The organism is Vibrio cholerae (assembly GCF_008369605.1).
In the GTDB taxonomy this organism is placed as follows: domain Bacteria; phylum Pseudomonadota; class Gammaproteobacteria; order Enterobacterales; family Vibrionaceae; genus Vibrio; species Vibrio cholerae.
Genome location: NZ_CP043554.1, coordinates 548,677 through 569,278, shown reverse-complemented (window position 1 = coordinate 569,278; position 20,602 = coordinate 548,677). Strand labels below are relative to the sequence as shown.

The following is a 20,602-nucleotide window of genomic DNA, read 5'->3' as shown; positions in this document are numbered from 1 at the left end:
TTCAGCCGTGAAAATTCGCAGTACCGCTCTCGTCAAAGGATTTCGCCAGTCAGCGCCCTACGTTAATGCCCACCGTGGGAAAACCATGGTTGTTATGCTGGGAGGAGAAGCGATTGCCGATAAAAATTTTCCTAACATCATCAGCGATATCGCTCTGCTGCACAGCCTTGGCGTTAAAGTGGTACTCGTGCACGGAGCTCGGCCACAAATCAATCAAATCCTTGAAAAAAATCAACGTGATACGCCATACCACAAAGGTGTGCGGATCACCGATGAATCCTCACTCGGCTTAGTGATGCAAGCCGCCGGACAACTACAACACGCGATCACCGCGCGTCTTTCGATGAGCCTTAACAATACGCCAATGGCGGGCACTCAACTCAACGTTGTGAGCGGCAATTTCATCATCTCTCAACCACTAGGTATAGATGAAGGTGTCGATTACTGCCACAGCGGACGCATTCGCCGGATTGATGTGGAAGGCATCAACCGTATGCTGGATTTAGGTTCGATTGTGCTGCTTGGCCCGATTGCCAGCTCTGTCACTGGTGAGTGTTTCAATCTGCTTTCTGAGGAAGTGGCGACCCAAGTGGCGATAAAACTTAAAGCCGACAAGCTGATCGGCTTTTGCCCACAGCAAGGGATCATCGATGCCAAAGGCAACGCGATTGCTGAACTATTCCCAAGCGATGTTGAACGCCTCGTCAAAAACATGGAGCAAGAGTGCGCGCCAGATGATGAAGAGTGTTTCAGCACCATGCGTTTTTTGCGTGCCGCTTTAAAAGCCTGCCGCGCGGGTGTGCCACGCAGCCACTTGGTGAGTTACAAAGAAGATGGTGCATTAATCCAAGAGCTATTCTCGTTTGATGGTATCGGCACCCAGATCGTAATGGCGAGTGCCGAGCAGATCCGCCAAGCCACGATTGATGACATCGGCGGTATTTTTGATTTGATTCGCCCGTTGGAAGAGCAAGGCATTCTGGTACGCCGCTCTCGTGAACAGTTGGAGCAAGAGATCCATAAATTCACCATTATCGACAAAGATGGCTTAGTGATTGGCTGCTCGGCACTCTACCCTTATCCAGAGGAACGCATGGCTGAGATGGCTTGTGTCGCGATTCATCCTGAATATCGTGATGGTCACCGCGGATTGCATTTATTGGTGCACAGCAAGCATCAAGCCAAGCAAATGGGCATTCGTCACCTGTTTGTGCTAACCACTCACAGCACACACTGGTTCCGTGAACAAGGTTTCAATGAAGTCGATGTCGAAGCGTTACCGATGGCGAAAAAGAGCTTATACAACTACCAACGCCGCTCAAAAATTTTGATGCTGCAGCTTTAAATTCAACAGGTTGAAAAGCGTGTGAACAGAAGTGAACAAAAGATGCAAATTGTTGCATCTTTTTTCTTCGATTTTCGCTTTTATTTTGTGAGAGAGATCGGTAGAATGCGCGCGTTTGATTAAATGTTGTTCAATCATCGAGTCAGGATTTGACGCTTGAGATCTTTCTCAATTCACGCATGGATTGCTTTTATGAGTACATTCCGTATCTAAGAGCAAATCGTCTATGAAAACCGTTATTTGTAATTCTCTACAAAGCTTTTGGGACATGGCTGACGCTGAGTTCCTCTCCGGGCTTGATGTGCACTGCGTATTTCCCGTCAGTGATAATCTCAAAACGTTTCTGCTCCAATCGCGTGAACGTTACCAGATCCGCAGCATCACCTTTACTAAAGCTTTTGCCAACCTTTAATGCTGTGCCGCCACGGAATGGCGGAGCATTTACTGCTCCAACCTTGCCACTAAGCCACTCGCCCGTTGGGTTTTCACTTTAATTGCCCGCTGCAATACCTTGTTATCGCAATACAATTTGAGCTGTTTTTTCGCCCTTGTGATCCCCGTGTAAACTAACTCACGCGTCAGAATCGGACTGTAATCCGGCGGTAAAATCAGCAAAGTTAAATCAAATTCGCTGCCTTGCGATTTATGTATGGTCATCGCATACGCGGTTTCATGTTGCGGGACTCGGCTCGGCAACACGGCTTTAATGCTGCCATCCGGCAACTCAAAATAGACTTTAAGTCTGCCCTGATCATCGTCACGATCGCGCATACACAAGCCAATATCGCCATTGTATAACCCCAAACCATGATCGTTACGCGTGACCATGATCGGCCGCCCGTGATACCAGATCTCTTCTTGAGTTTTAATCAGCTTGTGAGCATTCAACGCCCGTTCGATGCGAGTGTTCAGCCCCATCACTCCAAAATCGCCTTCACGCAGCGCACAAAGCAATCGGCAGCGACTGAACGCATCAAGTGCTGATTTGGCAAGTGTGAGCATGGTTTGCTTTGTCGACTCAAATTGCTCAGTCGATTGATTGAGCAAATTCAGATAAGGACGATAAGCCTGCACTAAGGTTTGCAGCAGTTGCTGATAATGCTCGCCACTAAGGGCAAAATGTTCAATATCGCTGAACGACTGTTGCCACACCGCTTCAACGCGCACCGGAGATCCACTGTTGATCGCTTTCGCCAGTTGGCCAATGCCAGAACGTGCATCAAAACGATAGCTTTTTTGCAGCATGCATAAGCAATCCGCCACCGGATTCACCGTCTTACTGGCAGTTTGGCGCAGAGTGGCAAACCCCGTCAGTTCAGCCAACTGCGCGCCCTGCTCATTGCCGTAACCTTGGTTCAGGAAGGTACAAATATCACCGAGCACCGCCCCCGCTTCTACCGAGGCCAACTGATCTTTATCGCCAAGTAAAATCAACCGAGCGTGCTTGGGCAGCGCTTCGACCAGTTTCACCATCAAAGGCAAGTCAACCATGGAAGCTTCATCCACCACCAACAGATCAAGGTGGAGTGGATTACGTGCGTGATGACGAAACTCAGCGCTGCCCGGAATCGCGCCAAGCAAACGGTGAATGGTGCTGGAAGTGCTTGGGATCGCCGCGGCGATCTCCGGCTCTATCGCCAGCTGACTCACCGCTTTACCCATCGATTCGGTTAAGCGTGCCGCGGCTTTACCGGTTGGAGCAATCAATTTGATCTCTGGCACTTTACCTTGCGCCATGCTTTGGCTAATCAGCGCCGCCAGAAGCTTGGTCACTGTGGTGGTTTTGCCGGTTCCCGGCCCACCGGAAATCACCGCAAAACGGCGCGTGAGCGCGACGGCAGCCGCCACTTTTTGCCAGTTTAAGCAGTGAGTAAGCGGAATAAGCTGCTCTAAAGCTTGCAAATCCGCGGCACGCTGCGCTTTTTCGACTACAGCTTCAATCGCTGGCCAATCCAGCGCATCCGACTCCACCACATCCAATCGATCATTCAGCAGTTGAATCCGCTCGACCGAACTCAGCGGCTTTTGTTGTAGTGCTTGCCACAAGCCTAAATAGTCGCGGGCAAATAAGGTATTCAGGCGTTCACGCAAGTTAGCCAGTTCAGCAGGGCTTAAACGTTGGGGTGCGGCCAACTCAGTCAATCGCGCTGCCAGTTGCTTTTCATAATGCCAGTAGCGATGCAGATAGAGCCTTGCGCCATCAAACATTAACGGCACCGCTTCACCTTGCTTCCCCACCAACGGCGAGGCTTGCAGTAAGGCTTGCCAGTCTAACGCTAACCAGAGTTCACTGTGCTGCAAACTCGCTTCACCATAAAGACCAATCAGCGCTGCCAGATCGCAGCGATTACCTTGTGCATCCCACAGTGGCAAACAGATGTGTCCACGCCCAAGTTCTGCACTGAGCGCAGCGCTCAGTACACTCAAAAGCTCACTTTCTGCAGCGTTGTGCCCTGCCAATGCGGTTTGCTTGCCAATAAAGCGGGCAAACTGCACATCCAAAGGACGCAGCGCGCCTTGTGCCAGCAGACGTTTCGCTACTTCACTATCCCAAAACATCATAAATCAAGCTCCATCTGCCCAGCTTTACTCGCTCTTTGTGCCAATTCACGCCCTGCAATCAATCCATCTAACTCATCTAACAAGGCCAAGCTTGGCTTGGTATGGAACACACCTTGATCAGTGCGCCCATCCATCCCGCGTAAGAAGAGATAAAACACACCGCCGAAATGCTGCTCGTAATTGTAATGGGCTAAACGGCTGCGCAAAAAGCGATGCAGCGCTAACGCGTAAATCTGGTATTGCAGATCGTAACGGTGATCGGCCATCGCACTGCCCAAACGCTGTGGATGATACGCCGCAGGATCGTCACCTAAATGGTTGGATTTCCAGTCCAGCACGTAATAGCGCCCTTGATATTGAAACACCAGATCGATAAAGCCTTTGAGCATGCCTTGCACCGCATGAAAACCGAGATCGCCCGCCTGTGCCGAAAGCGGATCGTGACGCTGGGTGATGCGATTCAGGGTTGGCGCATCCAACACTTCGATCGGCAATAAAAACTCCAACTCGGTCAGACGCTGGGCGGCCATAATTTGTTGTAAGCGCAGCGCTTTACCATCCAGTGGCGTGCTCAATACGGTGTCAACCAACTGTTGCAACACCGGCAGCCACTCGCTTTCAATCTGCTCACTTTCCATCAAATCAAGGATGATTTTAGTATTGGGTTCACTGTGTGCCGATTGCTGGAAATCCACCTCTTCAAACAGCGAATGCAAGAAAGTGCCGGGGCGTGCGCCACGCGGGAAATTGAAAATCGAGCGCTCGACAGATTCCAGCGCCGCTCCATCACGCTCTTGCGCACTATCAAGATCAAAACCGCCTACTTCAAGCAGGGGAATATCTTGCAAAGGATCATGGCGAGCATGACTTGATTGCATCACCAAGCCTGAGTAACTGGTCACTCGCCAGCGGCGATCAATCGCTTGGCTTAACTCACGGGCAGTCAGCTCTCGCTCGTCCAATTTTGGTGGCTGATACGCTTGTTCGAAACGCTTCGGTGGAGGGCATTGCGCGACATCCGGTAAGTTTTCACACTGTTTAAGCAGCGCTTGCTGCAGATCCGCGATACCACCTTCTTGACCATCTTGCAGCAGAAACCCCATCGCACTGCGATGCGCCGAGGTCGGCTCTTGGCTCGAATTGCCGTTGCGCAGTGGCGCAATCCCAATAAAACAGCCATACACAGCGCGAGTGAGCGCCACATACAGCAAGCGTAAATCTTCTGCCAAACGTTCTTGATCGGCTTTGGCTAACGCGTCTTCATTGCCGGTTAAATCGACCCAAGTAGTGGCCGATTCAGTATCGTAATATTTGCCTTCACTGCTCTCGCGATAGCTCATCACAAACGGTAAAAATACCAGCGGGTACTCAAGCCCTTTTGATTTGTGGATGGTGACAATCTGCACCAGACGCCGCTCGGATTCGAGGCGCTGGATCTGCTCATCACTGCCACCGAGCCCTTGCGCAGCATCCGCCATCGCCTGAGTCAGAAAACGCAGTAAGCCCTGATCGCTATCGATCTCACGCGTCGCTTGCTGCAAGAGTTCGCTGATGTGCAGATAATCGGTGAGCCAGCGCTCACCTTCACTTTCCGCCAGCCAACGCTCGGCAATGTGGCGCTGAGTTAATACTGCACGCAGCATCGGCAATACGCCGCGCTCGCTCCACAAACGGCGATATTGGCGAAACTCCGCAATCAACTGTTCCCATTCGTTTTCATCATTATTCAGCGCATCCAGCTCGCTGGCGGTTAACGCAAACAGATTCGAGGCGACGGCCGCACGGAGCAAGCGTTCATCTTCTGGCTGCCACACGGCAAGCAGCAAGCGTTCAATATCTTGTGCCACATCACTGGCAAACACGCTATCACGGTTGGAAAGGTAAACACTGGCGATACCTTGCTGACTGAGTGCATCGCGCACCATGCGCGCTTCATTACCGGTGCGCACCAGCACCGCCAGATCGCCCGCTTCAATCGCCTCGCCGCGATGAAAGGTTGCCGCGCCAGAGGCCGAAGCAGTCAAAATATGCTGGATTTGCGCTGCACACGCCTCAGCCATTTGCGCGTAGTAATCGGTTTTGCTTTGTGGTTTATCGAGATCTTCCGGCCACCAATAGGTCAAGGCTGGTTGTACTTGCCCCTCCAGTGACCAATGGCGTTTATCAGCACCAGGGCTTGCTGCCACGGGCTGAAAGGGAATGTCATCACTGTAAATAAACGGATGAGTCGCAGAGCTAAACACTTGGTTCACGGCCGCCACCATAGCTGCGCTGGAGCGCCAGTTCGTACCCAAGGTGTAGTGAGCGCTCACCTGATTGCGCGCTTTGATGTAAGTGAAAATATCGGCGCCACGGAAGGCGTAAATCGCCTGTTTCGGGTCGCCGATCATCAACAAGCCACACTGCGGATAGTCTAGATACAGCCGACTGAAAATGCTGTACTGCAGCGGGTCGGTATCTTGGAATTCGTCGATCATCGCCACCGGATAAAGCGAGCGGATCCGCTCGCCCAATAGCCCTTGCTCATCATTATCGAGCGCAGCGCTGAGTTGAGTGAGCAAGTCATCAAACGAGAGCCAATGATGGGTGGATTTGGCTTTCGCCAACCAATAGCGACAGTGATGAATCGCATGCACCAAAAGCGGTGTTTTGAGTGACACAGGCTCAGCAAGAAACGCTTCTATTCGTTCAAACAGCGCTAATTGTGGCGGATTGCCTTTCTTCGATTTGGCAAGCAACCCGCTTTGGGTGAACTCTTCAAGCTCCGACGGCACGTGCAGATCGTGCGTTTCACTTTGCGCCCAAGCATCCAGAATCGGCAAACGGCGCAGCAGCGCATTTTGGCTATTTTTGTGCAGGTCAGAGCCAGTTACGGCGGGCTCAATCTCCTCTCGCTCCGCTAACCAGTGCTGCTTAATCTCGGAAATGCGCGCTATCTGCGCTTGTTGCAGCGCGGCCAAATCTCCTTCCATTAAAGGTGTGGTCAGTTTGACTGGCGGCCCAGAAAGATAACCGGCAATCTCAGCCAACAGCGCAGAGGGCGCCGGCCATAAGCGGCGCACTTCGCTCGCGAGGGAAATGGGCAAGGGGTAGAACTGTCTACGCCAATAATCGGCCACCACTTGGGCTTTGAGACGACTTTCATCAGTGACGAATTCATTTTCAAAGCGACTGCCCGATTCAAACGCATTTTGCGTTAGCATGCGTTGGCAAAAACCGTGGATGGTGAAAATCGCTGCTTCATCCATCTGTCGCTCAGCACTCAGCAACAAAGAGACGGCTAAGTTGTGATCGGTAAATTCAGCCAGCAGGGAGCGAAGCAGTGGATCGTCACTTGCACCGCGGGCAAAAGCGAGGCGCGCATCGTGTAAGCGGCGACGAATACGATCACGCAGCTCGGCGGTGGCCGCTTCGGTAAAAGTCACCACCAGAATTTGATCAACGCTTAGCGGATGCGCGTGGCGAGTTTCCGCGCAACCATGCCCAAGCACCAGACGCAGATAGAGTCCGGCAATGGTGTAGGTTTTTCCGGTACCTGCCGAAGCTTCAATCAGTCGCGCTCCATGCAAAGGAAAGCGCAACGTATCGAGCGTAACAGCCAGCTTATTTGAATCGGCACTCATCAGCCTTAATCCTTCTATCTACCGACGACAGAGATGTGACCTAAAACGAATATTTCTCTGCATTAAACTAAAAACCGTTATTGAGTATGGGCTTATGGGATCCACTTCACGGCACAAGCCAAGGCGGCGCTTTACACTGCGCGCACGTTAACAAATTCATTTGTTACACAAGAATTTAGGTCCCTCTGACCTGTGGCCGTACAGCGAACGCCCTACACCAATAATGATTTTCTGGCGGCCACCCACTTCCCACGTCATTCATGATTAAACCTGTTCGGCATCTTGCACTTGTAAACGCGGTGTTTGCAGCACGGTGATTGCCAATTGGCGCAGCGTTTTTGCCAGTTCATCACTCCACTGCGGCCAAATACGCGCGATGTAGCGATTACCGCCTTCACCCTTGATGTAAAAGCTATCGTTGAAGGTGTCCGCCATTTTCTTGTAGGACTTCTCTTCATCTTCCTGCCATTTGCCACGGGAAAATCCCGCCTCAACGCAAGCCAACGCCGTTTTCGGGAAATAAGCCAAAGGCTGGTTCATGCCTTGGCAAAACAGCGCCACCAGTTCACTCAGTAGTGCCTTGGCTTGCTGCGCGTCATTAAGTGGTGGCAGCATTTGGTGCTGCACTCCTTCTTTGCGCTCATAACCAATCAAATGGGTCGTGACGGCTTTGCCGCTCGCCGCCAAGCAGAGATGATCAATCCATGCGGCTAATAAATCTTCCGAGCGAATCGCGCCACTGCGCGCACGCACCAAGCCAGATTGATAACGCTTCACGAGCCAACCACGCAGCAAGACTTCTCGGCCATCGTCAAAGGGCTGCAAGCGCAGATCAATCTCTTCATCTTCCAGTGGTTGGTGACACAAAAAGCCAATTTTTTCCGCCAGCGCCAAAGCTTGCTGCGCACTTTGCGCCAATTCAAGATCGCCAAACGCCGCCATCGGCAACTTGCCTTGCGCTCGTTGCTGCTTAGCAAACTGCGCCACCACTTGGTCACGCTCTGCGCCATCACAGCAAGCGAGCAGATTTTCCACCAACTCATCACGCAGCTGATACGCGCTCAATCCATCCAAAGCAAACGGCTCATCATCTTCCAGCACGGCCAGCGGCGGCTCAAAGCTCACTTTCAAGCGGCGTTTGAAGAAATACTCAACGGGCAGACGCCAAAAACGTTGCAGCTCAACCAGATCCAGATCCATCGGCCAACTCACTTCGAGCAGATAATCACTGAGTGGAGTGAGAAAATCGGCGCTACTCTGCCCTTGGCGGCGCGCGGCAGGTAGCCATTCACGGGCAAAACTGCCGGCGATAAACGCCTGCGGGCTGAACGGCACCATAGGATACTGAGTGGTTAAGTGCTCAACCAAGCGGCGTCCGGAGTCATCACTTTCTAGATTTTCATCGCCAGCCAAGCAGTAGTTCTGCTCGCAATATTCCAAAAGCTCACTGACCAGCACTGAAGGCACGCGCTCGCTGTTATCTTGAATCGAGCGGCCGACATAGCTGATATACAGCTGTTCTTTGGCTGACAACAAGGCTTCGAGGAACAGGTAGCGCGACTCTTCACGCCGCGAACGGTCGCCGACTCGGCGCTGCACATTACGCAGATCAAACCCCTCGACCATTTCATTGGGTGGATAAACGCCATCATTCATGCCAAGCAGGCACACTCGGCGAAACGGGATCGAACGCATCGGCATCAGGGTACAGAAGTTCACTTGTCCCGCTAAAAATCGTTGGCTAATCCGAGTTCCGGAGAGTTTATTGGTCAGCACTTGGCGAATAATGGCCGGTGAAATCGCTTGTTGGTAGCCCGCGTCGGCCAACTGCTGTTTTAGGTTCACCAAACTATCGCGGATGGTTTTCAGCGCCAGCTCACCTTGCAGATCGACACTAAAACAGCGCTCCAGCAGCTCGTTGAGCCAATAACGCCACTGCTCCATGCTTTGGGTTTGCGCCAGTTGGCTACGCAGCTCGCTGAGCGTTTGTACAAAGTGCGCGAGCTTACCCGCCAACTCGGCGCTCATACCTTGCACTTGGTTATAGGGGGCAAGCCACTGGCCGCCAAGTTCATACAACCCCGCTTCAGCCGGCATGGCGTAACCCAGTAACATACGCTCAATGCCAAACTGCCACGTATTTTGTTCACTGGCGGGCAGTTCAAACTCCGCACCCGTGTCGCTATTCAGCCCCCAACGAATGCCCGCTTCTTCGACCCAACGTTTAGCGATGGCGAACTCTTCTTCATCAATCGCAAACCGAGCCATAATCGCCGGGGTTTCAAGTAGCTCAAGCAGTTCTGACGCCAGACAGCGCGATTGCGGCAGCGCGAGCAGTTGCAAGAAGGCGGTTAAGATCGGGCTTTCTTGATCGGCGCTGCGATCGGAAATTGAAAACGGAATAAAACGCTCGCCGGGTGCGTTACCAAACACCGCCTGAATGTAAGGGGCGTAGGCGTTAATGTCCGGCACCATCACAATCACATCGCGCGGTTTCAGGCTAGGGTCACGCTCAAACTCGGCCAGTAGTCGGTCGTGCAGCACTTCCACTTCACGAATTGGGCTGTGACACAAGGCAATCTGCAGGGAATCATCCTGCGCCGCAATGCAAGGTTTATGGCAACTGCTGGCAAACTTGGCATCGTCTTGATGCTCCTGCAGATGCAAAATATCTGCTTGGATGTGATGCAGCAGCGAGTCGCGTTGAATGTCAATAAACAGCTCTAATTCGGACTGATCGTTTTGTGCCAGAAGATAGAGATTATCGCGCCCCATCTTGCCCATCGAAGCCAGTAAGCTATTGCCCACCGCATGATTCAGATGAAGCGACTCTTGCAGATAGCTTTCCACATCGCCTTTGAGCGGCGAGACTTCACTGCCGATGGTGACTTGCTCACCGTTAATTTGCAGGAGTTTGCGTTTTTGCGCTGCCACTCGCGCCAGATATTTTCGGTCACGGATGTCGCCCCAATAGTGCTGACAAGGGTTGGTCAGCATCAGGTGCACGTCGATATGCTCACCCAGCGCGCGCAGCGCATCAATATAACGGGGCGGCAGCGCAGAAATACCGAAGATGAACAACCGCTTAGGCCATGTGCTGCGATCAAAGTTGCCACTCGCCAACTGCTCAATAAACCGCTGATAGAGGTTGGCACGGTGATAAATCGAGTGCCCTTGCTTATGCGTGTAAGCGTAGAGTTCACGCCACAAAATCGGCTGCCACGGGTGTTGGTCAGCGATTTCCGCGACTTCTTCTCCCGCTTCCCAACTTAAAATCCAATCGGGGCGATACACCAAGTAACCATCAAAAATATCGGCAATTTTTTCCGCTAATTGGAAGCGCTTAGAATCATCTTCATCGTCTTGTAAATAGCGTTGCAGCGGTTGGAATTCGGTGCGGTCAAGCAGCTTAGGCAGTAGCTCCATCAAACGCCAACTCATGGCTTCTTTATTGAAGGCGCTGCGCTGCGGCACATCGGGCAACACTTGAGTAAACATCTGCCAGATAAAGGTTGCCGGTAGAGGAAACTCAAGATTCGCGGCAACCCCTAATTCACTGGCCAGCGCCATTTTCAGCCACTGCGACATGCCGGGGCTTTGCACCAAAATGCTCTCAGGAATAAAGGGATCGTCCAACGGTTCATTTTTGATTAAATGCACCAACAGGATCTTCAGCGTTTCAACTTGGTTGGAGTGGTAGACAGTAAACACAATGCACTCATGCTGCTCGACTCATCATGAGCTGAGAGTAGCATAAGTGCATGTCAGGAAGGATAAAAAAGCGCGAGGCAGGATCTCAATATATACCCAAACCACTTGATATACCCAAACAACTAGGAGTTGCAGGTAGGCGGCAAGTGAGTGAGTCCCCATCAGCATAGACAAACTACATAGACAAACTATGTGATTGGGGTGCACAAACGTAGCCAACACCGCTGCAACTTCAAGTAGGAAGGTTATGGTTAACGAGAACCCACTAACACTTTGTGTGGTTGATAAAAGGCCAGATAGCGAATCGCAACATAGCTCACCACCACCGTGGCTACGATCAGCTCAAGGCTCGCTAACCAATGCACTTGTGCTACGTAATGCTCTGCCACGCCGATATTTTCCATCCAGTGCGCCATTTTAAACAGCGCGGTCGCACCAATCACCATCGGGAAGGTGAATGCCGCGTAGCCGGGGCTAAAAGGCAGACGCAGTAAGCGCGTGAACGCCAAGTAGATGATGGCGGTCATCAGCACCGCAATCCCAAACAGCAGCGCCACAATCACAGGTGAAGGCTCGGACACCACGGTCAAATACCCCGCCAGAGAGAGGCTGGCTGGCGCAGCCATGATCGCCAATGTTGGCTTCGCCGCATCTGGAATTTCATGTGTAAAAATAAAACGATAGATCATCATAGGCAGCATCACGGCGTAAGCCAGCATGCCAAACACTAAACACGCGTAGGCAATTGGCGCTAACGCAGGATGGCCCGAGAAAGAAACGTCAGCGACAATAATGCCGACGGGAGGCACAAACCAGCTTGGCACCATGTGGTGCAGCTCAAACGCTTGGGCGCGGTGATACAAAAAGCTCACCAAAAACAGAATGTGTAAGCCCACGGCAAACAGCCACAAAGCATCGCCAGCCACAGGGTAAAAATGCCCCAATGACGCCGATACCACCATGGTTGCCATGGCAAAGGTTGGCACCACACTGCCCACTACCGGATGCGCCAAATCTTGGCGTAACAAGTGACCGTGCCATAAAAATTTAAAGGCCAGCACAATCAATAGCACACTGGCGATTGCTGCACCCACCCACTTCGCGACACCGTGTGCCGCAATCATGTTTTCCCAACTCCATCCCAAGCTCGCAATCCCTAGCGCGAGGCCGGCCATTGGGGTCGGCGCTCCCATCACTTTCGCTTTTGCTGCTCGAATCATACTGTCTCTCTATTGATGGTTATCGGTTAATAAACGCATCTTACGCTTGCACTTTGTTTTCAACTATCTAATTATTTCTAACACATGTTCAATAAAACTAAACGGTCGCCATGGCTAGCCATATTTCGCTCAAACAATTGCGGGTTTTCACCACCATCACTCAACATAAAAGTTTGACTGTCGCCGCAGAAGTGCTGTGCCTCTCCAAAGCGGCGGTCAGTGTGGCGCTGTCTGAACTGGAAAAACAGCTTGGTCACGCACTGTTTGATCGCGTCAACAACCGCTTGGTGCTCAATCAAGAAGGGCAAAAACTGCTGCCAATGGCCGATGAACTGCTGCAACGCGCCAAAGATATCGACCGTTTGTTTGCAGAGCAGCAGGTGCTTACCGGCAAACTGCGCATCGGTTCGAGTGACACCATAGGTAATCAAGTTGCACCTTATCTGATCAGTGCTTTTAGGCAGTTGCATCCTCATCCGTCACAAAGCCTGTTTATTTCCAACTCAGCGCAAGTGTGCCAAAAGCTGGTCGATTACGAGCTCGATATCGGCCTGATTGAAGGCAAAACGCTGCATCCCGAGCTCATCTCTACTCAGTTTAGCCAAGATGAGATGTGTATCATCTGTGCGCCCGATCATCCTCTCGCACAGCAAGAGCGCTTGGTCATGAGCGATTTTGAACACAGTGATTGGGTGCTGCGTGAAGCAGGTTCTGGCTCGCGCGAGTTTTTCTTACGTGTGATTGCGCCGCGCATCGAGCACTGGATTGAAGCGTTTGAACTCAATACCACCGAAGCGCTGATCAATAGTGTCTCTTCCGGTTTAGGGCTAGGTTGCTTGTCTCGATTAGCCGCGAAAACGCCTCAACAAGATGGGCGAGTAGTGATTCTCAATGTCCCGCTCGACATGAAACGTCGCTTCTGGATGTTGGTTCATAAAGAGAAATACCAAAACCCACTGCTACGGCAGTTCATTGAATTTTGTCCCCAATGGGCGAGCCAAAGCGCCCTACTGCAACTCGATTAATCAGTGAATCAAGGGATATGACTCAGCGCGCATTTTGGTGGTCGCAACTGGACTTTAGTGAATGAAAACTGTATAAACAGCCAGTTATTTTTAGCGACAAACTAGAGGATTAACCATGGCTGTTATCGTGAAGTACGTGGTGGAGCGCAACGGAGAAGAGAAAATGACTTTTACCTCGAAAGCCGAAGCTGACGCTTATGACAAAATGCTGGATATGGCAGACGAGTTGTTCGAACTGCTGGGTAAAAGTGCTCTGATCGAAGATGAAGCCAAGCAAGAAGAGCTGGCGATGTTCTTGGCTCAAAACAAAGAAGACGTACTGTGCGCACTGGGAGCCAAGCGTAAACCTGCTCCAGCAACGGGCAAGAAGCCGAAAGCGGTTGCAGACAGTGATGACGATGAGTCTGTCGACGACGCTGCCTAATCAAGAAAACCGCTGAGTGAAACCAGCGGTTTTTTATTTGCTGAGGTTGGCTCACAAACGAAGTACTGCGAAAAACGAACGTAGCCAACAGCGCTGCAGCTTCAAGTAGGACGGGGATCACTTTAAAAAGACAAAATGCATTCTTCTACAGACGTATTGCCTCTACGGTCTTTTATCCTGCTCATCCACTCTTTATGATGAACCACCTATCGGTTGAGCTGTGGATGCTCAACTCAATGCCTTTGCTTTGTCCATGTATGACAAGCGGGCAAACAGCTCAACCCACATTTGATGATGGAGAATACACATGGCGTACTTTGCTTTAGGTCTAGCAACCGCGACCAAAAATCGTGATGGAAAAATTATTGAAGCCTTCTTCCCAACCCCTATTCTGGCTCCTAGCGACGCTTTGGTTGCAGCATTAGCACCGATTGCAGGTTACCAAGAAGGCAATCAAGCGCTAGACGTTACCGCGGCACAAAGCGCGCAATTAGCCGCTGTTTTCGCCGCTCATCAACAAGCTGCAAGCGCAGCATTTGCTGATAAAGCTGCCAATGCCAAACAGCCTCTCGTGCTGGTGATTCTGGCCAGCGATGACAAGCCACAAAGCGTGGCTGAAGGTTACCTCAAGTTACAACTGATTTCTCACCGTCTGGTTAAACCACACGGTACGGTACTGGATGGCATTTTCGGTCTGCTGCACAACATCGCATGGACCAATGAAGGCCCTATTGATCTACCAGAACTGGCAGAGCGCCAAATCGAAGCGCGTTTGGCTGGCCGAGTGCTGACGGTTGATTGCGTCGACAAATTCCCGAAAATGGTCGATTACGTGGTCCCTGCAGGCATTCGTATCGCGGACACTTCTCGCGTTCGTCTTGGCGCACATGTGGGTGAAGGCACCACAGTCATGCATGAAGGCTTCATCAACTTCAACGCGGGTACCACTGGCGTGAGCATGGTTGAAGGCCGTATCTCTGCGGGTGTTGTGGTGGGCAATGGCTCAGACATCGGCGGCGGCGCATCCATCATGGGTACGCTGTCTGGCGGCGGCAAAGTAGTGGTATCGATTGGTGAAAACTCTCTGCTTGGTGCAAACGCCGGCTTGGGCTTCCCACTTGGCGATCGCTGTACTGTGGAGTCAGGCTTGTACGTGACGGCTGGCACCAAAGTGCGCACGCTGGATAAAGATGGCAACCAAGTCGATATCGTTAAAGCACGCGATCTGGCTGGCGTTTCGGATCTGCTGTTCCGTCGTAACTCACTGACTGGACAAATTGAGTGTCTGGCCAACAAATCGGCCGTGGAACTCAACAGCGAACTGCACAAGAACAACTGATCTTGATACGTTCGTGATGCAAGAAAAATGGCTTGGATTTCCAAGCCATTTTTTTATCTCAAATCTTGCATTTCAATACGCTTAACCGGGATGACCATCCACTCTTGGTTTCAGCAACATTGCGCCAAAGCGCAGCACAAACAGAGCAAACGCAATAACCCACAGCGCGGCGCTCAGGTTCACCCAAATCAGCAGCTGCTGCGGTAGCAAACCCACACCGACACCACGCACGACAGCGGCAAGCAACAAAGCGATAAATGCCCATTGCATGTTAGGGCCTTGATAAATCGCTCGTCCCGTATGCCCCATAGTGACACGCGCAATCATGCTTAAAACTAGGCCTGAGAGCGCACCTATCGCAAATAAATGCAGTAAGTTGTGGTTCAGCCAAGCGTTACTCACTCCCCCACGCAGCAGCAAACTCAGCGGGATACACAGATAGGCAGCATGCAGTGACCACACCAAAGGCTCACTGAAAGTACGCCAAGGCTGCCAACGTAAAAAGCGGATCAATTGCGCGACGCCAGCTACCAGCATCAAAGGCTGGCCGAGTTGTGCCATGGTCAATGGGAAGAAACTAAGTACAAACAGCGCCAGTAAGCTACCGTTAGCGATCACATCCAAAGCCAAAATCGGCTCCGCTTTTGTAAACTGGAAACGTCTTGCGGTGAAAAACGGAATCACTCGCCCGCCCATCACTGAAAGCAGCAACATAAACCACCACAGCATGGCTTGCCACACCGCACTGCTCGGGAATGGCGGCATGCCTTTAATGGTGGCGTAGCTGGCAAAGTTAGCGGCAATCGCCAACAGAAACAGAGGGATAAAAAATAGGTTGCGCCAACCTTTGGCTTTTACCACCCGTAACCCCACTTCATAGGCCACCGCCAGAAGAAATAGAGCTTCAATACTCGACGTTAACCACAGCGGCACGGGCAACCAAAACAGAATCCGCACCATTAGCCACAAAGCCACAATACCAGCTAAACGGTGACTTTTCGTGCCAGTAATACCCGTCCAGTTTTGCACCGCCGTAAGCAGAAATCCGGCCACAATCGCCATTGCAAAACCAAACAACATCTCATGCACATGCCACCATAGCGCGGGGACTTGCAATAGTTGCGGTTGCCCAGCTTGAAACATCCAAACCCACGCGAGGATGGCAATCACGGCATAAATACTGCCAAGCAAAAAGAAAGGACGAAACCCCAACCGCAGCACAGCAGGAATACGCTCTTCGACACGTTTATCGATAATGTTGATCACTTTGGCTCCTTCGCCGACTTCATCACAGACCGAACCAGTGATGAGCACAAACCAAGCCAAGATAATTCATATTTAAAATCAATAGACTAGAAAAAGGAAAAGTCATAATGACACCAAAAAATCGAGTCATTATGACTTTTTGATGTGTGTTTCACTCAAACTCTATAGGCGAGGTGTGATCACCACACAAGCGATCTGCTTTTGCTTACCAAAGCCGATGATTTGCGACAGTGCCGCTTTGCCCACCGGAATATAACCCGAACCGCTCACATGCTCTTCCGATTCTGCATGCGGATCGTGGAAAAAGAAGAACTTATCACTCAAACCACTGAGCACAATCCAGTGCGGCTCTTTCTTGCCATCAAAACGGTACGTGCTAATGAGCAGCAGCACACAGGCACCTTGCCGTACCCACTCTTCGAGCTGGGCTTGCGATGGTGGCGCATCAATCATACTCACATCTTGCTCAGCAAGTTGCTGGCAAAAATCTTGGTGCACTAACTCAATGATCTGCTTTTTGTTGGGGTCACGTACGCTATCAATAAAAGGCGTTGATCGAGATTGGTTCCATAGCTCAACATGATAGCCACGTCTTGCGGCGGCCAGCGCCAAACCTTGGCCACTGCAGCCACCATGCCCAGCCGCCATAAAAATCGTGGTGGCTTCACGCCACAGTTGCATCTCTTGCGTGCGACTCGGCTCAAAAGTTTTATCCAAGCAGGCAAAACTCATTAACAGGCAGGCTGCGCCACACGTAAACGGCGTGGTTTGTACATACAAAGGCATCGGTAGCAAGACTTTGGACTCTTGAGGCGTTAACCTTTTCTGCATTCTGCGCCCATCGCACAAATCGTCATAGTAATGGATGAGCAACTTCAAGGTTTTATAGCCCATCTTTTCATATAATTTTAGGGCGGCGGTATTGTCTTCACGCACTTCCAGCCGTAATGTAGTTGAGCCTTGATCAAGAGCAGCACGCTCGCATTGCTCGACTAAACTCTGAGCAATTCTCTGCCCTCTGAATTCAGGTTTTACGGCAATCGAATACAATCTTGATAGCTGTGTACCTTGATGAAATAGAAGCAATGCATATCCCGCCAGCTGGTCGCCGGCATCTGCCACGAATAACGCCGCATGGTCGGAATGTAAAAAACGCTTCATTTGGCGAGGAGAGATTCTATCCCCGTCAAAAAGCTGTTGTTCTAACGCATTGAGCGCATTGAGATCAGCGCTATTGGCACGACGAATGTCCATTCAACATCCTTAGTAATGAGTGGATTGACGAGATTGCGACTCACATAATAGCCCCAAACGACTTGGAGTTGCAGGTAGGCAGCAAGTGAATTCATCCCCATGAGCATAGTTCACTCTATGTTTGGGGTGAATGAACCTAGCCAACACCGCTGCCATGACAAGTAGGAAGGGCATAAACCTATGACAATAGGAAGAATATACCGATGGCTAACCTTTTAATCGTGACCGATCAGGTCAGTGACTGGCAACAATATTTCCCTTCAGAACAAGTTGTTAGTGTCGATCAATATCTCGATACTGACTGGAAATTCAATCACCGCAGTGTACAGGTAGTCAACCTGTGTCGCGATTACGGCTACATGAGTAGCGGTTACTATGTTTCCTTGATGGCCGAAGCCCGTGGCCACCGCGTGATCCCTCGCGTGATGGCGATCAATGACATCAATCAGCCGTTTTTCCTCTCTTCCGGCCTGATCAAGATGCACAAACTGAGCAGCGGCACAGATGTGATCAGCACTAAAATTTACTTTGGCCGCACTCCACAAAAAGGCTTAGAAAAACTGGCGCGCCGCCTGTTTGAGCAGTTCATGGTGCCCGTGATTGAACTGGAAATGCACAAATACCAAGGGCAATGGCAGATCATCAAAATCGCCCCCTTCCCGTTTCAAGACTTAGAAGACCCCGAGCAGGATTTCTTCATTGAGTCGCTAGAAATGTTCTCTACCAAAGTGTGGCGTCGCCCAAAACAAGAGAAGAAGTACCGCTACGACATCGCAATGCTGGTCGACCCAGATGAAAAAATGCCACCGTCTGATGCTTCTGCGCTCAAACGTTTCCACCGCGCCGCCAACCGTTTGGGTATGAACTTGGAAACTATTTCACCGGATGATTTGTCGCGTCTGGGGGAATTTGATGGTCTGTTTATTCGCGCCACCACCAACATCAGTAACTACACCTATCGCTTCGCGAAAACCGCTGAGAAGATGGGCTTAGTGGTGATGGATGACTCTGAATCGATCATGAAATGCACCAACAAGGTATTTTTGACTGAGCTGTTGGAAACCAACAAGGTGCCCGCACCGAAGAGCGTGATCATCCGCAGTTTTGACCCAGAGTGGAAAACCGGGCTGATGGAGCGGTTGGATTTCCCTATGGTGCTGAAAATTCCTGATGGTGCCTTTTCTCGCGGTGTGGTGAAAGTGCGCAATGAGCAAGAGCTGGAGAAAGAAGCCGGCACCCTGTTTGAGAAAAGCGCGCTGATTTTGGCGCAAGCCTTTATGCCGACCGACTTTGACTGGCGTATCGGGGTGATGAACCGTCAAGCGATTTTTGCTTGTAAGTACATGATGAGCCGTGGCCACTGGCAGATTTACCAACACCATAACAGCGGCCGCGTGACCGCAGGTGGCTTTGAAACGCTCGATCTCAAACAAGTACCGAAGCATGTGGTCGATGTGGCGGTCAAAGCCGCAAACCTGATTGGTGGCGGACTCTACGGTGTGGATCTTAAAGAGATAGATGGCCAAGTGTATGTCATTGAAGTGAACGATAACCCGAGTATCGATCACCATGTGGAAGACGCCTTCTTGGGCGATCTGCTCTACGATCGCATCATGACCGAGTTCTTACGTCGCATTCAGATGCGTGGTTTTTAAACCGTTTATTCCCAAACAACTCGGAGTTGCAGGTAGGCGGCAAGTGAGTGAGTCCCCATGAGCATAGATAGACTATGTGATTGGGGTGAACGAACGTAGCCAACACCGCTGCAACTTCAAGTAGGAAGGGAATATCCTCCTCTAGTCAAAGCCCAGAAATATTCTGGGCTTTGACTCTTTATCGCTCCATTGTTACTTTCTTGCCATCAAGGTTTTGAAACAAGGATCACCATGGAGTTTCTCATCGATCACTGGCGTTTTGGCGATTCCGCGCCACAACGGCATCCTGCTCAATTGCAACAGCTACAAGCGGGTGATTGGTATCACTGCCAACGCGACGCTAAAGGGCTGCGCGAGTGGTTACTCGACCAAAATGTTCCCTCTTCGGTGATCGACAGTTTGTTGGCCGAAGATACTCGCCCCCTGTTTGAGCAGTATGATGAACAGAACTTTCTGCTGATTTTGCGTGGGGTGAATCTTAACGATAACGCGGATCCTGCGGACATGCTCAGTGTGCGTATTCTCTATTATCACGGCGCGTTGATCTCGACGCGTAAAACACCGTCTAAAGCGATCAGCACTGTACGCGCAGCGCTTGAAGCCGGCCAAGGCCCATCGAACTTAGCAGAGCTGATTGTGCACGTGGTCGATTCCATCAATAAAAACATTGACCTCTATCTCGACCAGATTGAAGAGCGTATCACTCAGTTTGATGACGAGCTCGAACTCAGCAATGAGTTGATGCAAACCCATAAATCACTGCTCAAATTGAAGCGTTTCATTAAGCCGCAGCAATACGCCTTGGATGATTATCTCAATTCGGAAGTCGCCCTGGCGCAGAGCCAACATTTACGTTTGCGCCACAGCGTCAACACGGTAACGCGGATTAACGAAACCTTGGACTTCTTCTTGAGTGAGCTGGAAATCATCAAAGGTGAGCTGCGCCAGTACCATGCAGAGAAGATGAACCAGAACACGTATTTGTTTTCCGTGATCGCGGCAATTTTCCTGCCGACCAGTTTCTTAACGGGTTTGTTAGGCGTGAACGTTGGCGGCATTCCGGGGACTGAATCGCCCATCGCATTTGGGCTATTTTGCGCAGGACTTGGGCTGATTTTCGGCTTAGAGTTTTGGATTTTGCGCCGTCTGCGCTTTTTTGATAATCAATCGTAAATCGT

The 20,602-nt window shown here is 51.0% G+C and carries 13 protein-coding genes; 7 read left to right on the top strand and 6 right to left on the bottom strand.

Going from position 1 to position 20,602, the window contains the following annotated elements; all coding sequences use genetic code 11:
* The first annotated feature begins 7 nt into the window (after positions 1-7).
* Positions 8-1,345 (top strand): amino-acid N-acetyltransferase, encoded by a 1,338-nt coding sequence (gene argA / locus F0316_RS02670; protein ID WP_000702681.1) that lies wholly within the window; start codon positions 8-10, stop codon positions 1,343-1,345.
* A 226-nt stretch (positions 1,346-1,571) separates the two neighbouring features.
* Positions 1,572-1,757, top strand: a complete 186-nt coding sequence (locus F0316_RS02665; RefSeq protein ID WP_000859478.1) for a hypothetical protein — start codon at positions 1,572-1,574, stop codon at positions 1,755-1,757.
* A 29-nt stretch (positions 1,758-1,786) separates the two neighbouring features.
* Here F0316_RS02665 and recD read toward each other — a convergent pair whose 3' ends face one another.
* The 4 genes from recD to F0316_RS02645 all read right to left on the bottom strand — a co-directional run bounded on the left by recD (position 1,787) and on the right by F0316_RS02645 (position 12,461).
* Positions 1,787-3,907: an exodeoxyribonuclease V subunit alpha gene (recD, locus tag F0316_RS02660; RefSeq protein WP_149560189.1), complete on the bottom strand. Its 2,121-nt coding sequence runs from the start codon at positions 3,905-3,907 to the stop codon at positions 1,787-1,789.
* The gene (gene recB / locus F0316_RS02655) at positions 3,904-7,530 is read right to left on the bottom strand and encodes an exodeoxyribonuclease V subunit beta (protein ID WP_149560188.1); all 3,627 of its coding nucleotides are present in this window, start codon (positions 7,528-7,530) and stop codon (positions 3,904-3,906) included. Before recB ends, recD begins: the two co-directional genes overlap by 4 nt.
* A 264-nt stretch (positions 7,531-7,794) precedes the next feature.
* On the bottom strand, positions 7,795-11,241 hold the full coding sequence (gene recC / locus F0316_RS02650; RefSeq protein ID WP_149560187.1) for an exodeoxyribonuclease V subunit gamma: 3,447 nt from the start codon (positions 11,239-11,241) through the stop codon (positions 7,795-7,797).
* 251 nt (positions 11,242-11,492) lie between these two features.
* A complete protein-coding gene (locus F0316_RS02645; RefSeq protein WP_149560186.1) occupies positions 11,493-12,461 on the bottom strand; it encodes a TDT family transporter in 969 nt (322 codons plus the stop codon).
* Positions 12,462-12,571: 110 nt separating this feature from the next.
* Here F0316_RS02645 and F0316_RS02640 point away from each other — a divergent pair, with 110 nt between their 5' ends.
* The 3 genes from F0316_RS02640 to dapD all read left to right on the top strand — a co-directional run bounded on the left by F0316_RS02640 (position 12,572) and on the right by dapD (position 15,249).
* On the top strand, positions 12,572-13,486 hold the full coding sequence (locus tag F0316_RS02640; RefSeq protein WP_000146408.1) for a LysR family transcriptional regulator: 915 nt from the start codon (positions 12,572-12,574) through the stop codon (positions 13,484-13,486).
* Positions 13,487-13,601: 115 nt separating this feature from the next.
* A complete protein-coding gene (locus F0316_RS02635; protein ID WP_000268537.1) occupies positions 13,602-13,910 on the top strand; it encodes a YebG family protein in 309 nt (102 codons plus the stop codon).
* A 307-nt stretch (positions 13,911-14,217) separates the two neighbouring features.
* On the top strand, positions 14,218-15,249 hold the full coding sequence (gene dapD, locus F0316_RS02630) for a 2,3,4,5-tetrahydropyridine-2,6-dicarboxylate N-succinyltransferase (protein ID WP_000312989.1): 1,032 nt from the start codon (positions 14,218-14,220) through the stop codon (positions 15,247-15,249).
* Positions 15,250-15,330: 81 nt separating this feature from the next.
* Here the strand turns inward: dapD and F0316_RS02625 are convergent, their stop codons facing one another.
* Together F0316_RS02625 and F0316_RS02620 are read right to left on the bottom strand one after the other, a co-directional pair.
* Positions 15,331-16,515, bottom strand: a complete 1,185-nt coding sequence (locus F0316_RS02625; protein ID WP_001918833.1) for an NnrS family protein — start codon at positions 16,513-16,515, stop codon at positions 15,331-15,333.
* Positions 16,516-16,677: 162 nt separating this feature from the next.
* Positions 16,678-17,769 (bottom strand): GNAT family N-acetyltransferase/peptidase C39 family protein, encoded by a 1,092-nt coding sequence (locus tag F0316_RS02620; protein ID WP_000354940.1) that lies wholly within the window; start codon positions 17,767-17,769, stop codon positions 16,678-16,680.
* Between the two features lie 203 nt (positions 17,770-17,972).
* Between F0316_RS02620 and F0316_RS02615 the strand changes: the two genes are divergently transcribed.
* Together F0316_RS02615 and F0316_RS02610 are read left to right on the top strand one after the other, a co-directional pair.
* Entirely contained in the window at positions 17,973-19,424 is a 1,452-nt protein-coding gene (locus F0316_RS02615; protein WP_149560185.1) for a RimK family protein, read from the top strand.
* A 231-nt stretch (positions 19,425-19,655) separates the two neighbouring features.
* Positions 19,656-20,597 carry a zinc transporter ZntB gene (locus F0316_RS02610; RefSeq protein WP_000394861.1) on the top strand — a complete coding sequence of 314 codons (942 nt, stop codon included), beginning with the start codon at positions 19,656-19,658 and terminating at the stop codon, positions 20,595-20,597.
* The last annotated feature ends 5 nt before the right edge of the window (positions 20,598-20,602 follow it).

Coding starts and splice junctions, on each gene's coding strand:
- recD (WP_149560189.1), bottom strand. CDS start 3,907: ATGATGTTTTGGGATAGTGAAGTAGCGAAACGTCTGCTGGCACAAGGC.
- F0316_RS02615 (WP_149560185.1), top strand. CDS start 17,973: ATGGCTAACCTTTTAATCGTGACCGATCAGGTCAGTGACTGGCAACAA.
- F0316_RS02620 (WP_000354940.1), bottom strand. CDS start 17,769: ATGGACATTCGTCGTGCCAATAGCGCTGATCTCAATGCGCTCAATGCG.
- recB (WP_149560188.1), bottom strand. CDS start 7,530: ATGAGTGCCGATTCAAATAAGCTGGCTGTTACGCTCGATACGTTGCGC.
- F0316_RS02640 (WP_000146408.1), top strand. CDS start 12,572: ATGGCTAGCCATATTTCGCTCAAACAATTGCGGGTTTTCACCACCATC.
- F0316_RS02665 (WP_000859478.1), top strand. CDS start 1,572: ATGAAAACCGTTATTTGTAATTCTCTACAAAGCTTTTGGGACATGGCT.
- dapD (WP_000312989.1), top strand. CDS start 14,218: ATGGCGTACTTTGCTTTAGGTCTAGCAACCGCGACCAAAAATCGTGAT.
- F0316_RS02635 (WP_000268537.1), top strand. CDS start 13,602: ATGGCTGTTATCGTGAAGTACGTGGTGGAGCGCAACGGAGAAGAGAAA.
- F0316_RS02645 (WP_149560186.1), bottom strand. CDS start 12,461: ATGATTCGAGCAGCAAAAGCGAAAGTGATGGGAGCGCCGACCCCAATG.
- F0316_RS02610 (WP_000394861.1), top strand. CDS start 19,656: ATGGAGTTTCTCATCGATCACTGGCGTTTTGGCGATTCCGCGCCACAA.